This window comes from Hydrogenimonas cancrithermarum (genome assembly GCF_030296055.1).
GTDB lineage: Bacteria > Campylobacterota > Campylobacteria > Campylobacterales > Hydrogenimonadaceae > Hydrogenimonas > Hydrogenimonas cancrithermarum.
This window is the reverse complement of the sequence record NZ_AP027370.1, coordinates 2,009,647-2,027,442: the sequence shown is the minus strand read 5'-3', so window position 1 is coordinate 2,027,442 and position 17,796 is coordinate 2,009,647. Positions and strand designations below refer to the sequence as shown.

Here is a 17,796-nt window from a genome sequence, read left to right as displayed (position 1 = left end):
ACTCCTCCCGGATCTTTTGTTTCTTTAGATTATATCCTGATAATATTTGAAAGTACTGAAATCCTCATCCACGCACACTCCGATCGCCATTTTCATCGTAGAAAAGGAGGTAGAGCGCCGGCAGCACCAACAGCGTCAGCAGTGTCGAACTGACGATACCGCCGGTGACGACGACCGCCAGCGGGTACTGGATCTCGCTGCCCACCCCCGATGCGTAGAGCAGCGGCAGAATGCCGAACAGCGTCGTAAAGGCGGTCATCAGCACCGGGCGCAAGCGAAGCGATGCGGCGTCTTTGAGCAGTGTCTCAAGCCCCACGTCGGGAAATCTTTCGCGCAGTTCGTCGATGAAACTGACCAGCACGATGCCGTTGAGGATCGCGATGGCGAAGATCGCGATGAACCCGACGATGGCCGAGACGCTGAGGTATTCGCCGCTCATCACCAGCGCCGCGATGCCGCCGATGAGCCCCAGCGGCACGCCCAGCAGAATCAGAAGCGATTTCTTGATCGAATTGAACGCCGTATAGAGCAGCAGGACGATGATGGCGATCGTGATCGGGATGATGACCATCAGCTTTTTCGTCGCCTCCTCCATGTTTTTGAAATCGCCCGCCCAGCGGATGTAGTACCCTTTGGGGATCGTGACGTTTTGCCGGATGGTTTCGTCGGCTTCCTTGACGAACGAGGCGATGTCGCGGTTTTCGACCTCCATCGAAATGACCATATAGCGGCTCAGATCCTCGCGCTTAATGAACGACGGGCCCTGTACGACGGAGATGTCGCACACCTCATCCAACCGCACCATCTTGCCGCTTCGGTTGCGCAACATCACCGCTCCCAGTGCTTCGATGTCGGTTTTGGCACCTTTGATTTTCGGCACGATGCCGAATCGCCGCACCCCTTCGATCTTTTCGGTCACAGGCTCCTCGCCGATGCCGTGGCGAATCACGCGCATCACTTCGTCCACACCGATGCCAAACCTCGAGAGTGCCAGGAAATCGGGGCGGATCGTGATCTGTGCCTGCCCCAACTGCGTTTCGACTTCGGTGCGCTCGAGCCCTTCGACGCCGCCGAGTGCACGCTGAATCTGGGCGGCAATGGCATCCATCACCTTCTGGTCTTCGCCGAAAATCTTCACGGCAAGTTCCGCCTTGATCCCTTCAAGCAGCTCTTCGATCCGCATCGCGATCGGCTGGGTCGGGACGAACTGCACATAGCCAAACCTTTCCTGCAGATCGTGTGTCATCCGATTGGCCAGTTCCGGCAGGTTTTCGATGCCCGGTTTCAGCGTCAGCAGTACCTCCATATAGTTGGCCTGCGCCGTCTCCCCCTTTTCACTCCGGCCGATCATGCTCAGTACACTCTCGACCTGAGAAGAGTAGCTCTGTTTGATGTAGGTTTCGATCGCCTTGGCCGTTGTGACACTCTGTGAAAGCGCCGTACCGGGAATGGCGATGACGCGGTACATGATCGACTCCTCGTTCAGTTCCGGCATGAATTCACGCCCCTGCTGACTCAGCAGATAGGCCGCGGCTCCGAAAAGCACGAAAGCGGCGATCGTCACCGTTTTGGCATGGCGAAGCGAAAACTCGAGCGCCGGCGTATAGACCGCTTTGATCGCTCGCATCAGGGGGCTGATACCGTGTCTGGCGGGTTTGAGCAGCAGGTAGCTCAGCACCGGCACCAGCAGCATCGCTACGGCCAGAGACCCCAGCATCACGAAGACGATGTCAATCGCCATCGGCGCGTAGAGTTTGCCGGCAAGACCCGTGAGGCTCAGCAGCGGAATGAAGACGGCGGCGATGATGAGCAGCGCGAAGATGACCGGCTTGGCCACGCCGGCCGTCGCTTCGGCGATGATGTCGATCTTGCTCGCTTCCGGCTTGTCGTGCAGCAGCCGAAAGGCATTTTCGACGACGACGATCGTACCGTCGACGATCATCCCGATCGCGATGGCAAGGCCGCTTAGGCTCATCAGGTTGGCACTGATGCCGTACTGTTTCATCAGCAAAAAAGCGATGAGCAGTGAAAGCGGCAGCGAGAGGATGACGATAAAGGCGCTGCGCAGCTCGAAAAGAAACAAAAAGAGCACAATCGCCACGAGAATCGCCCCGCTTGCCAGCGCACTTGTCATCGTACCCACCGCTTTGTCGGTGATTTCGGTACGATCGTAAACCGTAGCGATCTCCACTCCTTCGGGCAGGGCGGCATTGACGAGCGGAAGTTTTTCTTTAAGGCGTTCGACCACTCGGGCGGCATTGGTGCCATTTCTTTGCAGAACCATCCCGAACATCGCCTCTTTGCCGTCGATCGTCACGGCACCGAAACGGGGGGCTTTGCCTTCGACGACTTCGGCGATATCGCCGATCGTGACGGCTCGGGCCTCTTTGGCCCGTACGACCGTGTTTTCGATATCGTCGAGGCTCTGGTAGAAACCGCTGCCGCGGATCAGGTACTGCTCTCGGTTCATCTCCAGATACTGCCCGCCGGCACTCCGGTTGGCTTTTTGCAGCGCTTCGACGATCTCGTCGTAGGTCACATCCACCGCCTGCAATCGTTTGGGGTCGATCAGCACTTCGTATTGCTTCGTAAATCCGCCCCAACCGATCACTTCTTCGACGCCGTCGACCGCTTTGAGCATCGGCGCGACGACATATTCCTGCAGCTCTCTAAGCTGTGTGAGGCTCTGTTTACCGCTTTTGTCTTCCAGCTGATACCAAAACACCTGCCCCAGTCCCGTCGTGTTGGGCCCCATGGCCGGTTTTCCCCATCCTTCGGGAATGTCGACGGTGTTCAGCCGCTCGGTCACCAGCTGGCGCAGAAAATAGGTGTCGTAGTCGTCTTCGAAAAAGATCGAGACATAAGAGAGTCCGAAGATGGAGTTGCTCAGGATCATCTTGACTCCCGGCAGCCCCGCCATCGCCGACTCTACGGGAAAGGTGATGAGTTTCTCGATATCCTGAGCCGAGTTGCCCGGGCTTTCGGTATAGATCATTACCTGTTTGGGAGTAATGTCGGGAAAGGCGTCAACCGGTATATCCTGATACGCCTTGTACCCGAACCCTGCAATCGCGACAAAAAGGGCGATGACGAGAAATTTGTAACGTATTAAAAGTTGAAAAAACTGTTTCATATGATCATCCTCAATGCCCATGCCCGCCGAGTTCGGACTTGAGCATCATCGACTTGACGAAGTAAACCCCATCAGCGACGTAGGCAACGCCTGGCTCGATACCTTTGACCGCGGCGAAATCACCAAAAGACGCGATGATTTCGACGACACGTGTTTCGAAAGGGACCTCTTCATGGTGATGCTCTTCATCCTCTTCGCCATGTTCGTCGTGTTCCTCATGCCCCTCATGTTCATGCTTTTCATGCCCCTCTCCGGCTTTGGGTACGAAAACGACCCACTCCCCTTCGAACATCGTCAGTGCCGACCGCTTCACGGCGACACGTTTTTCGTACGGCGGCAGATCGATATCCATTTCGGCGAAGGCATTCAGCAGCAGCGGCTTGTCGCTGCTTTCGATCCAGAAAAGCATCTGTGCGCGCTGTGTCTCTTCATCGACTTTGGGCATGAGATAGAGGTAGCGGCAACTGAAGCTTTCGTCACCGATATAGAGTCTCCCTTCGACCTTTTCGGGCATCTTCAGTGCCTCCTTGACACCGATATAGGCGACGGCGTAGTAACCGCTCTTCTGGACCAGCGAGACGATCGGCGTTTCGGCGCTCACATTGGTGTGCAGCGGTACCAGCAGGCGGCTCACCAGACCGTCGGCATGGGCATGGATGATCAGCGTATCGGTTGCGCTTTTCAGTCGCCCCGGGTCGATCCCGAGCGATCGAAGCTGTGAAGCGAGTGCGTTGCGATCGGCTTCCACACCTGCCAGCGCGATCTGTTCCCGGTTGAGATCCTGCTTGGAAGCCAAACCTTTTTCATAGAGCTTTTTCGTCGATGCAAGACGTTCCCGGACTGCTTCGATCTTCTTGCCGAGTGCAAGATAGTCGGCCGTCATTTTGGAAAGCTCGAGCGATTGGATCTTGGCGATTTTGCCCCCTCTTTTAACCGTTTGTCCAGGTTCGACATAATAGGTTTCCAGATGCCCGCCAAGACGCGAAACGATCTGCTGGCGCTGGTTGGAGAGTTGCACGATCTTGGCGTTGACGCGCAGCTGTTTGCCGAAGCTCTGCATCGTCGCCTTTTCGATGACGATGTCGGAAGCCTGCAGAACAAATGTAAAAACTATAAAAAGTGATATTTTTTTCATTTCAATTTACCTTTCAGATAATCGATTTGGATGTGGTAGAGATTGGCCAGATACTCGGTCTCGAGCAGCTGCCGCTTCGTATCGATGAGGGCGTTTTTAGTCTGAATGAGATCGAGCAGCGAACTCTGCGCTGCGCGGTACCCCTCTTCGAAAAGCGATAGAAGTTCTTGTTCTTTTTCGAGCCGCTGTTTGAGTGCCGCATAGTGTTTTCCGAGTGTCGCCAGCTGTAGCTGCAGCGATTCGAGTTGCGCTTTTTGCTCACTTTTGAGCTGTGCCACTCGCAATGAAGCCTGCTGCACACGGATACGGGCCAGCTGGTACTCTTCTTTGTTCCGGTTGAAAAGAGGAAGGTCGATCCCGACACCGAAGCGTGCAATCGACTGGTCGGGTTCCTCTTCATACTCCGCAAACAGCTGGTAGGCTTTGATGGAGCGGTCGTGGGTCTTCGCTTCGGCCTCATAGAGGTTGCTTAGAGCCTGCATGGCTTGGAGCTCGGGATTTTTCAATGCCGTATCGGCGTGGTTGTCGACTTCGACAGGGTAGAGAAAGGCTGCATCGAGTGTCACCTGTTCTGTCATCCCCGCATCTGCCAGCAGGTCGTAGTAGCGTGCAACGATCTCTCTTTGCCCTTCGATCAACTTCGTTTCGGCCGCGATGCGCTGTAGCGACGCCTGCATCACTTTGGCACGGGTGCCGGCACCGTTTTCGAAACGCTCCTGCGCGATCGTCTCGAGCCGTTTGGCCAGTGCGATCTTCTGTTCCAGGAGCGCTTTGGCGTGTACGGCCTTGACATAATCGACATAGCGGTGGCGAAGCTGCACCATAAAGCCGGCACGGCCCTTTTCGTACCCTTTCTCCGCCAGAATGTTCAGCCTGTCGGCATAGCGTTGCAGGTCATGACCCAGTCCGAAAACCCGAACAGGCTGCGAAATCGCGGTGCGCCAGCCGGTATCGCTTCCTCCGGCATCGGCGTCGAAGCCGCTCACTTCCCCCTCGATCGACGGGTTGGCGTAACGCAGTGCGATACGCCCCTGAAGTTTCGCAGCATTGTTCTCGAGCCGGGCCGCCTGCATCGCCGGGGCATTTTGGAGCGCCATTGTTTCAAATGTCTTGAAGTCGACGGCAAAGCCTGCAGCGGCGCATAGACAGATAGTCAGAAAGAGTTTCATCGTTCATCCTTGTAAAATGGGTAGAGTTCTCCTTAAATTAGATAAGGAGTGATTCAGTTGTTTTGGAGAAAGATTAAACGATAGGAGGGCGGTAGGAGGGTTCGAGATGGGGCGGCAGATAGTGCCCCGGGCTGTAATCGACGCTTGCGGAGATCGAAAGTCCGGGAATGACGAGGAGTGTTGCGGTGGGTATGGCACTGAGGTGAAACATATGGTGCATATCGCACAGATCCCCGCAATCACTCCCGTGATCGAGCTCGATCACATATTCGCAAACCGTTTCATGGTCGCACGATTCAGTCAAGGAGATGACGGTGGCATGCGCAATATTCAAAAAAAGCGACAACAGCAGCATCAGATGAATCGCTTTTTTGCCCACGTGCTCTCCTTTCGTAAGATCAGTGGTTCATTCTAACCTATTTGAGAATAGTTGTCAATAAATTGCCTGCTAACATGGAATACTCCTTTGATGTCAGTTCGACAAATACCTGCGTGCCGCGTAAATCTCGTACAAAATCGGAATGATCAACAGGCTCAGCACCGCCGAGCTGACGACGCCGCCGATCATCGGGGCGGCGATGCGCTGCATCACTTCGCTGCCGACGCCGTGGCTGACCATAATCGGCAGCAATCCGGCCAGGATCGCGAAGACGGTCATCAGTTTCGGTCGCACCCGCTGTACGGCGCCTTCGAAGATCGCTTTTCGAAGCTGCTTCTTGTCGAGCGTTCCGTAACGCTCTTTCGCTTCATGCACGCTCTCCTGCAGATAGACGATCATGATGATCGCCGTTTCGGCCGCGACACCCAGCAGTGCCAGGAAACCGACGATGACGGCGACGCTCATGTTGAAATCGAGCCAGTCGATGTAGAGCAGGCCGCCCAGCAGCGCGAAGGGCAGCGTGAAAAAGACGATGAGTGTCGGCACGATCTTTTTAAGTGCGAAGTAGATCAGCACCAGAATGACCAGCAGCACCGTCGGGGCGATCCAGGAAATCTTTCGCATCGCGCTCTCCAGATACTCCGACTGCCCCGCCCACTCGATGTAATAACCGGCCGGCAGCTTCAAGTCGCGCAACATGGCTTGTGCCTTCTCTTTGTACTCGGCCGGGCTGATGCCGCTGCGCGGCGTGATGTAGATGAAGGTGACCGGTTTGGCCATTTCGGTCTTGATGACCGAGGCGCTCTCTTTGTAGTGGACATTCGCCAGCGTAGAGAGCGGCACGAATCCCAGCGGCGTCTTGACCTGAATGTTGCGGATCGCCTCGATCGTGCGGCGGTCTTCCTCTTCGAAGCGCACGGCAATGGGGTAACGCTCCAACCCTTTGATCATCGTACTCACTTTCATGCCGCCGATGCCCGAAGAGGTATATTCGAGCAATCTCTTTTTCGTGATACCGTAGCGCGCCAGCGCCGTTTCGTCGATGTCGATGTCGATGTAGTAGCCCGCATCCGACTGGTCGGCGAAGACCGACATCGTCTCACCCATGCCGCGCAGCTTCTCTTCGATCACGACTCCGACGGTTTGCAGCGTTTTGGGGTCATCGCCGTAGAGCTTGATGCCAAGCGGCGTCCGGATGCCGCTAAGCAGCATGTCGATGCGCCCTCGGATAGGGTAGGTCCAGGAGTTGACGAGGCCCGGCACCTGCAGGGCGTCTTCGAACTCTTGCTGCAGTTTTTCGTAAGTCATCCCTTCCCGCCACTCGCTTTTGGGTTTGAAGGTGATGATGGTCTCCAGCATCCCCAGCGGTGCCGGGTCGGTCGCCGTGTCGGCACGGCCGCCCTTGCCGAAGACCGTGGCCACTTCCGGGAAGCTCTTGATGATCTTGTCGGTCTTTTGCGTCAGCGCTTTGCTGAGGTCCACGCTGATGCCGTACGGCGTGACCGGCATATACATGAAGGTCTGTTCGTTGAGAGGCGGCATGAATTCCCACTTGAGCTTTTCGTACACCGGCACCATCCACGCCAGCAAAAGGACGGCGGCCAAGATGATGAGATACTTGAATTTCAGTCCCACGATCAGCAGCGGGTGGTAGAGCCAGATGAAAAAACGGTTGAGCGGGTTCTTTTTCTCACTCGGGATCTTGCCGCGCACGAACCAGACCATCAGCACCGGTACCAGGGTCACCGCCAGCAGTGCACCTGCCGTCATCGCGAAGGTTTTGGTAAACGCCAACGGGGTGAAGAGCAGTCCCTCCTGGCCCGAAAGCGCGAAGATGGGCAGAAATGAGACCACGACGAGTGCCAGTGCGAAAAAGATGGGGCGTCCGACCGTTTTGGAAGCGCTTACGATGGCGGCGATACGCTCTTCGTTCGTGATCGAACCTTTCTCTTCGACGATTTTGAGGATCGCCTTGTGGGCGTTTTCTATCATGACGATCGAAGCGTCGACCATCGCGCCGATCGCGATGGCGATGCCGCCGAGGCTCATGATGTTGCTGCCGATGCCGAAGAGTTTCATCAGCAAAAAGGTCATGCCGATCGTCAGGGGCAGGATGATCAGCACGATCAGGGAGCTGCGCAGATGCACCAGAAAGAGGGCGATGACAACGACGACGATGAGGCTCTCTTCAAAGAGCGTGTTTTTGAGCGTATCGACCGCCTTTTCGATGAGCCCGCTGCGATCGTAGGTTTCGACGATATCGACACCCTCGACTTCGATCTCGTTCAGCTTCTTTTTGACATGCTCGATGACGCGGTAGGCGTCTTCACCGTAGCGGACCATCACGATGCCACCGACCACTTCCCCTTCACCGTTGAGATCGGCGATGCCGCGGCGAGGTGCCGGCACCACTTCGACGCGTCCGATGTCACCGATGGTGACCGGCACGCCGTCACGCTGCACGATGACGAGGTTGCGGATGTCGCCCCTGTTTCGAATGTAACCGCGCGCCTGCACCATCCACTCGTAGCCGTTCTGGATGACGATGCGTCCGCCCGTGTCGTTGTTGTTGGCTTTCAGTACGCGGGCCACGTCGCCGATGGAGAGATTGTGGCGCACCAGCGCATCGTTGCTCACCGTCACCTGCCAGGTCGGCACGAAGCCGCCGATGGTCGCGACGTCACTGACGCCGTCGACGCCCATCAGGGCGTATTTGAAGGTGTAATCCTGCAGGGTACGCAGTTCGGCGAGGTTTTTGGTTTGGGAGACCAACGCGTACTCGTAGACCCAGCCGACTCCCGACGCGTCGGGCCCCAGCGACACTTCCACACCCGGCGGCAGTCTGCTTTGAATGGCTGCCAGTTGCTCGAGGACGCGGCTGCGGCCCCAGTAGAAGTCGGTACCGTCCTTGAAGATGATGTAGATGAGCGCATTTTCGTAGGTCGAAAAACCGCGCACCGTTTCGATGTCGGCGATGGCCAGAAACTTTGTAATGAGCGGATAGGTCGCCTGGTCTTCGATGATGTTCGGGCTCTGACCGTTCCATTTGACCTGTACGATCACCTGCGGCGGCGAGAGGTCAGGCAGGGCATCCAGCGGTGTGTTGCGAACGGCCCAGATCGAACCCATGATAATGAAAAGCGTCGCCATAAGGACCAGGAAACGGTTTTTGACGCTGAAATCGATGATCTTTTCAATCATGGCGGCACCTAAAACGATCCATTGATCTGCGCATCGCTGTCGATCATGAACAAGGCATTGTTCACCACTTCATCGCCTTCCGAGAGCCCCGAAAGAATGGCATATCGTTCGTTGTCGATCGGTTTGATGGAGACCTCCACCGGTTCGTACTCCCCTTCGAATTCGCCTGCTTTGAAGACGTACCAGCGGTTCATCTTGCGTATGACGGCCCTCCTCGGCAGGACCAGCATCGCTTTGGGAGCGCTTTTGGCATGCAGCGTGGCGAACATGCCGGGCATCAGTTTTCCATTTTCATTTTTGACATCGAGTCGCAGTGTTGCCAGTGCGCTTTGTGGATCGATGGACGGATAGAGAAACGGATGCTTGGCTTCAAACGTTCCGCTGACCGCTTTGGTCGTCACCGAAAACGCTTTGGCCCCCATGACGCGCGGAATGTCGGGTTCGCTGATTTTGGCTTCGACCCAGATATTCTCCAATCCTACAATACGGAAGATGCGTGACTTGGCATTGAACGCACTCCCATTAAAAAGATCCTTTCCAAAAAGATATCCGCTTTGCGGGGCGCGGATGAGAGTGTAGGGGTCGGCTCTGCCTGTTTTTGTGCATTGTACGATCTCATTATTATCGATGCCCAATAGCTGAAGCTTGCGCTTGGCACTTTCGACCATCCCCCTATTGCCCCGTTTCTTTGCGTAACGCAGAGAGTTGAGATACTCCTCTTTGGCCTTGAAAACTTCCGGCGAGTAGACTTTGGCCAACGCTTCACCCTTCTTGATGCGGGTGTAGATCCTGTCGGCATAGAGTTCGACGACGAAGCCGCCGAATCGCGGTACGACGTCGACGATACGCCGTTCGTCGGCTTTGAGCAGACCGTAAAAACTTTTTTCGTAAGCCGTGGTCACTTTTTTCACCTTCACCGTCTGCACGTTGAAGAGCTGCTCGACGCTCGGCGGTTCGGCCATGAGCCCCAAAGGGATCAGCCATATCCAGAGTTTTTTCATTTAATATTCTCCTAAAAGGGCATCGATCTGTGCCATTGTTTTGTGAAAATTCGCCCGCGCCAAGATCGCCTGAGCTTCCAGAGCCAACTTTTGTTCAACAAGATCGACGAATTTATAAAGATCCCCGCCTGCGGCGATGTCGGCACGGATCAGGTCAAACATATGGCCGATCTGCGGCAGGCTCTCGTTTTTGACGATCTGCAGGATTTCTCGTTCGCTTTTCGCTCTCGCATAGAGTTCTTCGAGTTTGGCAGTCAGTCTCATTTTCGTATCGGCAACGTTGCTTCGTTGTGCCAGAAGATTGGCCCGTGTCTCTTCGATTTTGCTCTTTTCAGTACCGTAGACCGGCATTGCGAAGCCGACACCGATCGAAATATAATCGTCGTAAGATGCCCGCTGGTAGTAGCCGACACGAAGCACCGGATCGATACTGGTTTGCGTTCTGGCAAGCGAGAGCTTCTCTTTCACGACATCTTTTCCCGCCATTTTGCTTTTAAGCGAAGGGCTTTGAACAATTTTCTCTTTCAGCTTTTGCAGCGGCAGAAGTTTCTCGGCAGGAAGATCGACTTGCAGATGATCGATACTTTGAAAGCTCAGATATTCGAGCAGTGCGAGGGTTTGGGCTTTTTGTGCCTCAAAGCGGCTCAGCGAAGTTTTCAGACGTGACTTGACCAGTTCGGCGGACATGATGCCCATATGGGTGTTGCCCGATTCGCTCGAAGCGGTGTAGGCTTCGTAGAGTTCAATGTTCTGCTCAGTCAGCGCGATCGTGTCGCGTGTAATGGCGATCAGGCGCTCGATCTCCCAAATGCGGTAGCCGTTTTGCCTGATGCGTGCGACGAGCTCCGCTTCGGCTTCCTTCATTGAAGCAAAAAGCAGTGACTTTTTGGCCTCTTCGATCGCTTTTTTGGTCTCACGTTTGCCGAACCAGGGGATTTTCTGCGACAGTGTTACGGCCTGGGTCTGCATCGGTTCGAGTGAGCGGTTTGTGAAATCGTCGAGCCGAAGGTCGTTGACCGAGAGCCCCAGTACCGGATTGTCGAAGTTTTTCGCCCGCTGCACGGCATAGTCGGCCGCTGCAATGCGTGATTTGGCAACATCCAAACTTGGATGGTTCGCAAGTGCCGAATCGATAAGTTGTTGCAAGGTCGTTGCTTGCACAGATGCCACAAACACGATGAAAAGAAGCCAAAGTCGCATCTTTTGTTCCTATAAGTTCAATGAAGTTTTGATGCGGTACTTTTTGCCCGCTTTGGTCGTTACGAAGATGTACACCTGCCACGTACCGCCCATCGCCGTATTGAAGGTCGCTTCGTACAGGCCGTCGCCAAGCGGCTTGGCTACCGTTTTGGATTCCATGTAGGGCATGCCCGGCATCGCCGGCATGAAGATTTTGAGCGCCACTTTGGCGTCGTCGAGCGGCATGCCCCCTTTGAGAACTTTGAGTTTGAGGCGATTCGTGCCCGGTGTCAGCGGTTTGTCCGAAACCATTTCGACTTTCAGGTTTCTATACCTGGCCGTCTTTTCGAACGCGGCCGCCTGAAGGGATATAAATGCGAGCAGAATGGTTGCTGCGAATGGCAATAGTCTCATTGCTTTCTCCTTTTGTGTTGTTTGGTTGAGGGATTGTAAAAAAGAAGTGTGGAAAAAGTGTGGAATGGCGAATAAATGCATCCAAAAACCCGTAAAATAATTTTTCGAAATGGTAAAAAGAAGTTAAACATATAAGTTAATTTAATATTGAACTAATCATTCATCAGTTATCATGGATTAGTAAAATTTATATAAATAAGGAGTGGCGATGGATAGGAGAAGTTTTATCAGTGTAGCTGCGGCCTCTACGCTTTCAGGACCTGTCTTTTTCAGCGGATGTGGTGGTGGAGGTGGTTCTTCAACGCTTTCAAAGCTCGACAGTTCGGTGACGGCACTGAAGAGAAAGCAGAGCGGACTGAACACGACACTCGGAGAGTTCAACCAAACGGCGGCTTCGACAGTCACCGGTACGGGTACCACCGGAGGTTTGATGCAACGTGCATTGGGGGCTCTGGATACAAGTACGTTTTTCAAAACCCGACAGCCGGAAGCTTCTTATCTGAGAAGCGTCGGTGGGAAAAGCGTATGGGAACACTATCTGACCTATCACGAGATCGCCGGGCAGCAGTACAACCACCAGTTCGAAAAAATGATCGCTTCGCTTCGTCTTATCGGCTACAAAGTCGACAAAACGACTGCAACGGCACTCGATTCGGTGGAGATTCGATCGATTGCGGCGATGCAGCTTCGAGAAACCGACACCGGTGCACTCGATGGTTTCAACGATCTTGTTCAGCAACTCGCGGAAGGGAATTTTTCCGAAACGATCGTCAACCTCCTGACGGTTTCGATGGAAGTGTTGAAAAATACGCTCGAACTTTTGCTCGACCAGGACAAGGTCAAAGGATTGGCCTATACGGTACTGACCTATCTCGCCATCGATCAACTGCTCCAGATTGTAAAAGAGAAGAGTCTGAACGACCTCAATTTCGACGATAACGACAATATCGTCATAAGCCTCGGGAAGATGGTCATCGCGGCGATTTCACTCTTCGGGCTGATATCGCTGGACAGACTCGCGGAGGGTGGTTCGGCACAGGTTTCCGCCGTTTCGACACGGGATTTGAGCGCGGAAGAGGAACAGGAGCTTGTCGGTTTTTTACAAAATGTCGTCACCCAGAGCCAACTCGTCTCCGTTCTTCTGGCGTTCCTGACCCAGGTGATGACGAATGTTACAGCTGATACCCAGGCGAAAGCCAAAAGGCTCATGGAGGCTCTTTCCGCCGATAGCAGTTATACGCTAAGCCCCGAAGACCAAGAGCTTGTCGACAATTTGAAAAGACGCTCCAAAATAATGGCCGTCTTCGCTCTGGCACTCAAATCGCTTTTCAACCTGCTGGCCCAAAACGGTTTCCAGGCGGTCCTGGAAGAGAGTGCAGGTTTTGCCGAAGGATCGGAAGCGCAGAGTTTCGAATTTCTTTTCGGATCACAGATCAATCCGTACGATGAAACGTTCAACAGCTATCTTCACGATCTGATCGCATCCATCACGACAGGGGACGAAAGCGGCGATGTGGCGACGACCATCACGGAGCTCATCGATACACTTTCGACACAGGCGTACAATTTTGCGGTGACTACGGAAGGGGACGCTTTCGATTTCACGACACAGACCGAAACCGATGCCTACAATTTCGCATCGCTGATGGCGAACCTCTCTTACACCTTCACGGCACAGACCGAGTCGGATGCTTACGACTTCGCCACCCATATGGCCGATCTTGCATACGGTTTTACGATGAAGATCGAAGATGACGCCTACAACTTCGCACTGCAGGGCATGGAGTGGGGATACCTCTTCGCATCACGCGGTGAAGAGGTCGGCATCATGGCGGATCGTGTTTTATGGATGGCGGTTCAGATCGGGCAGATGGCCGACCGCATTGGAGAAATGTCGGATCGTATCGTCTATACCGAACAGCTGATCGTCTATACAGAGATGTTGATCCTCGATTTCGGCCTGTTGATCTACGGGGGCATGAAATTGATCGTCAACCTCATTCTAACAGGCATTGCACTGATTCTCGATCGGAAGTGGTACAAACCGCAAACCAAAGACCAGATCGTGACGCTGATCGGCAAGAATACGGAGCAGATGATGGAAAACATGCAGGAGTATGCGCTGGCCGTTCTGGAAAATCAGAAGAGTTTGAGGGAAGTGACGCTCGATGCGCTCGACTGGATTCTCGCGATGGAGGCGATGCAGGGAGAGGATGACACCAACACCACCGATGGGAGCACACCTGCCGCATGAAAAAATATGTGATTCTCGTTTTACTACCCATCCTGCTTTCTGCCGAAAGTCCTAAAGAGATACTCGAACGAAGCGTTCGTCTTTTCTCCCATAAAAACATCCGTTTTCTCGTGCACTCGACAGTGGAAAGAGAGAATGGGGTTCAAAAACGCTCCTTTGTCGTGGCAAAGAAAAACGATGCCCGCAACAGCGATCTTTTGATACGATTCCTGGCTCCATCCACGCTTCGATGTACAACGATTCTGACACGCAAAAGCGGTACCATGACACAGACCTATGTCTACTTCCCCTCTCTCGGCAGAGTTCGGATCATCCCCAAAAACAAGGAAAACAAAGAAGCGGTGGGGCTGGGAATCTCATATGCCGAACTGCACGACATGAGCGGTACATTTCTCCCCATCGAGACGATCGAAACCGAAACGGGGGAACTTTACAAAATCACGAAGAGGAAGAGGCCGGGATGTATTACCGTCTATCTGGTCGAAAAAAACTCGAAACGGCTGAAAAAAATCGAAACCTATGAAAACGGCCGGCTCAAAAAAGAGATCGTGATCGACGACATCGGAAATATCGGTGAAGAGGCGATGGTGCTCGCATGGCATATCGTCGATCACGATAAAAAGCGTATTCTTAGATTTCGCGTCGACAAATCGACGATCACATCCGACATCTCGGCCACACTTTTCAAAAAGAACCGCCTCAAACGTTGCAGTTCCTGACCCACCTTATCAGGAGTGCAGGAAGCAGAACGAAAACCCCGATCAGATTGGAAAAGAGTAGCAGCGTCATTTCGATGCCGAAACCGCCGAGTATCGAGCCGGAAAACACCATTCCCGCAAGTGCTGCGATCATCGTCAGATTGGAGATGACGATGGGGCGAAGCACCGCTGAAAGGCAACGCCCTTTCTCTTGTGCATAACAGATGAATATGTGGATGAAAGAGTCGGCGTACAACCCGGCATAGAGAATAAGGGCGATCATGGAAATCAGTGTAAACGGCATACCGAATGCCATATGAAAAGCGATGAACATGACGAGCGGAAAGCAGGCACTGACGACAATGGCCGGTACGATACGCCATGTTTTGCAGTAAAAGAGAAAAAAAGCCAGAATGAAAATAAACGACATTCCAAATCCGACGGCCGCTTCGTTCAAGAATCGTTTCGACATAAACTCGAAATCTGCCACTTTCCCCATCACCCGAAGTGTGACATTCGGGAAAGACGCGTTCAACTCCCGGATTTTTCCGACGAGCGCCCGAATCTTTTCGGAGGGTGTCGTCAACGAAAGCGAATAGGTAAGATATGCCGTTTTTCCATCCGTAGTGAAGATGGGAAGAGGCTCTTCCAGCATTTCGAGTGCCAGAAGAAATTGTGCATAGCTCGCGTCTGTGGCTTTGGAAAAAGGTTGTCCGGCGAACGATTCGTAAAGCGTGTGCAGTGTCACGAGAGGCACTGCTGAAATGTTCTTTTCAATCTCTCCGATCGCCTTCGATAACCTTTTCGCATCTTCGAAGCGGTAAAAATCGGCGTCGACATTATCAAATCGAAGCGAAACCACAAAAGGGAGAGCCGGTACATGTTCCTTTTCGAACGATGCGATCCCCTCCCGTACCCGTGAGTCGTTTCCAAAAATGTTGAAAGGGTTGAGATCGATGGTGAGTGCATTGCCGAAAAACGGAAGCAGCCCAAGAACACCTATGTAAAAAAGTGACAACAGGCGATGAACACGAAACCCCTCAAGCTTTTTACGTACTCTTTCGACCCACACGGAGACGAATTGGGTGTGGCGTATTCCAAACATCCGCACAACGAGAAAGAGGCCCAGCAATAGAAGCCCGAGCGTCAAACTCTCTCCGAATTCGTGAATGAGACCGAAATCGGAGAAATTGAGATAGATGGCACTGATCAATGTCGTGACAATGGAAACGCCGATACCCAATGCCAGTTTTCCGCGATTCATCTCTCCAAGATGCATATAGTTGAGCAGCGTCAAAGCGTAGATAAAAAGAAAGAGCCATGCAAGCATCGATATAGGGCTGACGGGAATCCGAAAAAGAAAGAGTACCCCCATATTGAAAAGAAGATAGATCGAAAGCTCCAGCAAAACGGAGATCCAATAGCGCAAAGGAAAAACGAGAAAGCTGAAGGCCAAAAGCAGAGGGACCACGATACCGAGATAGCTACGAAGCGCCCCATAGAAATTTTCAAGAAGCATCGTCGAAGCCATGACCGTACCGGCATGGGGAAAATCGCGAACGCTTCGTAGAACCTCTTGTTGCAACCTACGTTCAAACAGAATGAGAAAAAGGGTGGTATGCCCCGTCACAACGGGATAGAAGGAGCGTACAACCCCCCGGCTTTTCAAAGCTTCAAGCACTTCAGCGTTCGGAAGTTCGACGAAAAGATATTGAACAGTGGGAGCGAACCAACTCTTTTCGATCGCGGCATGGGAACGTTGCGGGAAAAAACTCTCCCAGTCTATCTGAACGAAGTTGAGTCTACCGACAAGAGAGAAAAGCATGGCCCAGACGAGGATGAGAAGCGCGACTTTGCCGGAAAGCCTCAAAACCTTACTCCCAACGTGGCCATAAAGGTGTTGTAATAGGCATCGTCCGGATAGAAGAGGTACTGAATACGAAGCTGCAGATGTTCCCGATAGTCGAATGTGAGATTGGGGAGAAAACTGATTTGATGTGCACCCTCCGTAGCGCCGTACATCGTATAGTTTTCCGGACGAATGGAAATTCCGTTCAAAAAAAATGGAGGATATTTGTAGACCCAGATCGTCGCAAATATGTTTTGTCCACTCTCGTCGAGATAGATCCATTGGAGTTCGAAATCGTTATATGAGGAAGCGCCGCTGTGATCGATACCCGCCCCGACCATGAAGAGTGCGGAAAAATCGTCTATCAACGGAATTTTATCACGATACGTAGCCTCGAAACGCATGCCATACTCGGAAAACGCCCCCTCTCCATAGATGGAGACCTGATTGTAACGAAACCCTTCGACCGATTTGACGACCGAAAGGTCATTTTGATCCAGATACTCTTTGATATGTTCGGCAGCATCCCCTTCGTTCTGAATCAGTGCGATCAGATCCGGATCGACTTCGATAAAGGGAACTTCCGAATATTTGTTGAACCAGTTGACACCCACCATGGTATCGAAATCCGCATGGGTATAATCGAAGCCGATCATTGTTTTGTCAAGCGTAAAGTTGTCGAAACTGTAGTAGTTGCCCACTTTTCTTTTGATGGAGGGTGCGATGCCCTGGGTATAGGCCGGAAGGAAAATTTCATTTCGTATCACTTCCAGCGTCTCGTCGTCGAGATTGTAGGAAGAGAAATATTGCGGCAAAAGGCGGTCGAGCGCGATCGAAAGGTAGGTACTGGTGTAATCTTGGTAACGACTGTCGAAAGGCTCGATGAAAAAACGGAACGTCGTTTCGTCCGCAGGAGAGAGAGTACCCTGAACCATCCAGAGGGGAATACGGCGGATATTTGGATTTGCATCGTCGAAAAACTGTGCCCTGACAGGGTTTAGAACGTTGGCGAGAGAGAGATAGTCCAATACCCCTACGGAGGTGACGAATTTTCCGATCTTTATCTCATCCTCCTCCAGATAGCGGGTCATGGAAAGCTGGTTGAAATCGAACCCGGTATCGGTAAAATCGCCGTTTCCCTGAAAGATCAAAGATGCTTCGGTCTGCCACTCCCCGGTTTGGGCCTGCGATTCGAAAAGCAACAGGGCAGAGGGAAAAGAGGAGCCCCGCAACGTTCCGAAATCGGTCCGGAACAGTTGGGTTACGGCACTGTTCTCTCTTTGAAACAACGAATCGGCCCACACTGCCGTCAGAGTGAAAATAAAAAAAGAGAGAGAAAGAACAGACCGCATCGGCACCCCAGTGGAATTTTTGTATGAATATA

12 protein-coding genes are annotated in these 17,796 nt (G+C 53.0%); 2 read left to right on the top strand and 10 right to left on the bottom strand.

All coding sequences use genetic code 11. The features are described from left to right. Positions 1-64: 64 nt before the first annotated feature. From QUD54_RS10405 to QUD54_RS10370, 8 genes are all read right to left on the bottom strand, one after another. Complete coding sequence (locus tag QUD54_RS10405; RefSeq protein ID WP_286336669.1) at positions 65-3,133, bottom strand: efflux RND transporter permease subunit; 3,069 nt, start codon at positions 3,131-3,133, stop codon at positions 65-67. A 10-nt stretch (positions 3,134-3,143) separates the two neighbouring features. After that, positions 3,144-4,268 carry an efflux RND transporter periplasmic adaptor subunit gene (locus tag QUD54_RS10400; RefSeq protein ID WP_286336668.1) on the bottom strand — a complete coding sequence of 375 codons (1,125 nt, stop codon included), beginning with the start codon at positions 4,266-4,268 and terminating at the stop codon, positions 3,144-3,146. Beyond that, complete coding sequence (locus tag QUD54_RS10395) at positions 4,265-5,437, bottom strand: TolC family protein (RefSeq protein WP_286336667.1); 1,173 nt, start codon at positions 5,435-5,437, stop codon at positions 4,265-4,267. Before QUD54_RS10395 ends, QUD54_RS10400 begins: the two co-directional genes overlap by 4 nt. Positions 5,438-5,510: 73 nt before the next feature. Next, the gene (locus QUD54_RS10390; RefSeq protein WP_286336666.1) at positions 5,511-5,816 is read right to left on the bottom strand and encodes a hypothetical protein; all 306 of its coding nucleotides are present in this window, start codon (positions 5,814-5,816) and stop codon (positions 5,511-5,513) included. 93 nt (positions 5,817-5,909) lie between these two features. Continuing rightward, on the bottom strand, positions 5,910-9,017 hold the full coding sequence (locus tag QUD54_RS10385; RefSeq protein WP_286336665.1) for an efflux RND transporter permease subunit: 3,108 nt from the start codon (positions 9,015-9,017) through the stop codon (positions 5,910-5,912). An 8-nt stretch (positions 9,018-9,025) separates the two neighbouring features. Then, entirely contained in the window at positions 9,026-10,018 is a 993-nt protein-coding gene (locus QUD54_RS10380) for an efflux RND transporter periplasmic adaptor subunit (RefSeq protein WP_286336664.1), read from the bottom strand. Next, positions 10,019-11,218: a TolC family protein gene (locus QUD54_RS10375; RefSeq protein WP_286336663.1), complete on the bottom strand. Its 1,200-nt coding sequence runs from the start codon at positions 11,216-11,218 to the stop codon at positions 10,019-10,021. It abuts the gene before it with no gap. Positions 11,219-11,227: 9 nt separating this feature from the next. Beyond that, complete coding sequence (locus tag QUD54_RS10370; protein ID WP_286336662.1) at positions 11,228-11,611, bottom strand: FixH family protein; 384 nt, start codon at positions 11,609-11,611, stop codon at positions 11,228-11,230. 208 nt (positions 11,612-11,819) lie between these two features. Between QUD54_RS10370 and QUD54_RS10365 the strand changes: the two genes are divergently transcribed. Together QUD54_RS10365 and QUD54_RS10360 are read left to right on the top strand one after the other, a co-directional pair. Next, positions 11,820-13,865 carry a hypothetical protein gene (locus QUD54_RS10365; protein WP_286336661.1) on the top strand — a complete coding sequence of 682 codons (2,046 nt, stop codon included), beginning with the start codon at positions 11,820-11,822 and terminating at the stop codon, positions 13,863-13,865. Further along, positions 13,862-14,584: an outer membrane lipoprotein-sorting protein gene (locus QUD54_RS10360; protein WP_286336660.1), complete on the top strand. Its 723-nt coding sequence runs from the start codon at positions 13,862-13,864 to the stop codon at positions 14,582-14,584. The genes QUD54_RS10365 and QUD54_RS10360 overlap by 4 nt, the downstream gene beginning before the upstream one ends. Here the strand turns inward: QUD54_RS10360 and QUD54_RS10355 are convergent. Both QUD54_RS10355 and QUD54_RS10350 read right to left on the bottom strand, forming a co-directional pair. Continuing rightward, complete coding sequence (locus QUD54_RS10355; RefSeq protein ID WP_286336659.1) at positions 14,565-16,433, bottom strand: RND transporter family protein; 1,869 nt, start codon at positions 16,431-16,433, stop codon at positions 14,565-14,567. The genes QUD54_RS10360 and QUD54_RS10355 overlap by 20 nt on opposite strands. Beyond that, positions 16,430-17,764 (bottom strand): hypothetical protein, encoded by a 1,335-nt coding sequence (locus QUD54_RS10350; RefSeq protein ID WP_286336658.1) that lies wholly within the window; start codon positions 17,762-17,764, stop codon positions 16,430-16,432. Before QUD54_RS10350 ends, QUD54_RS10355 begins: the two co-directional genes overlap by 4 nt. Between the last annotated feature and the right edge of the window lie 32 nt (positions 17,765-17,796).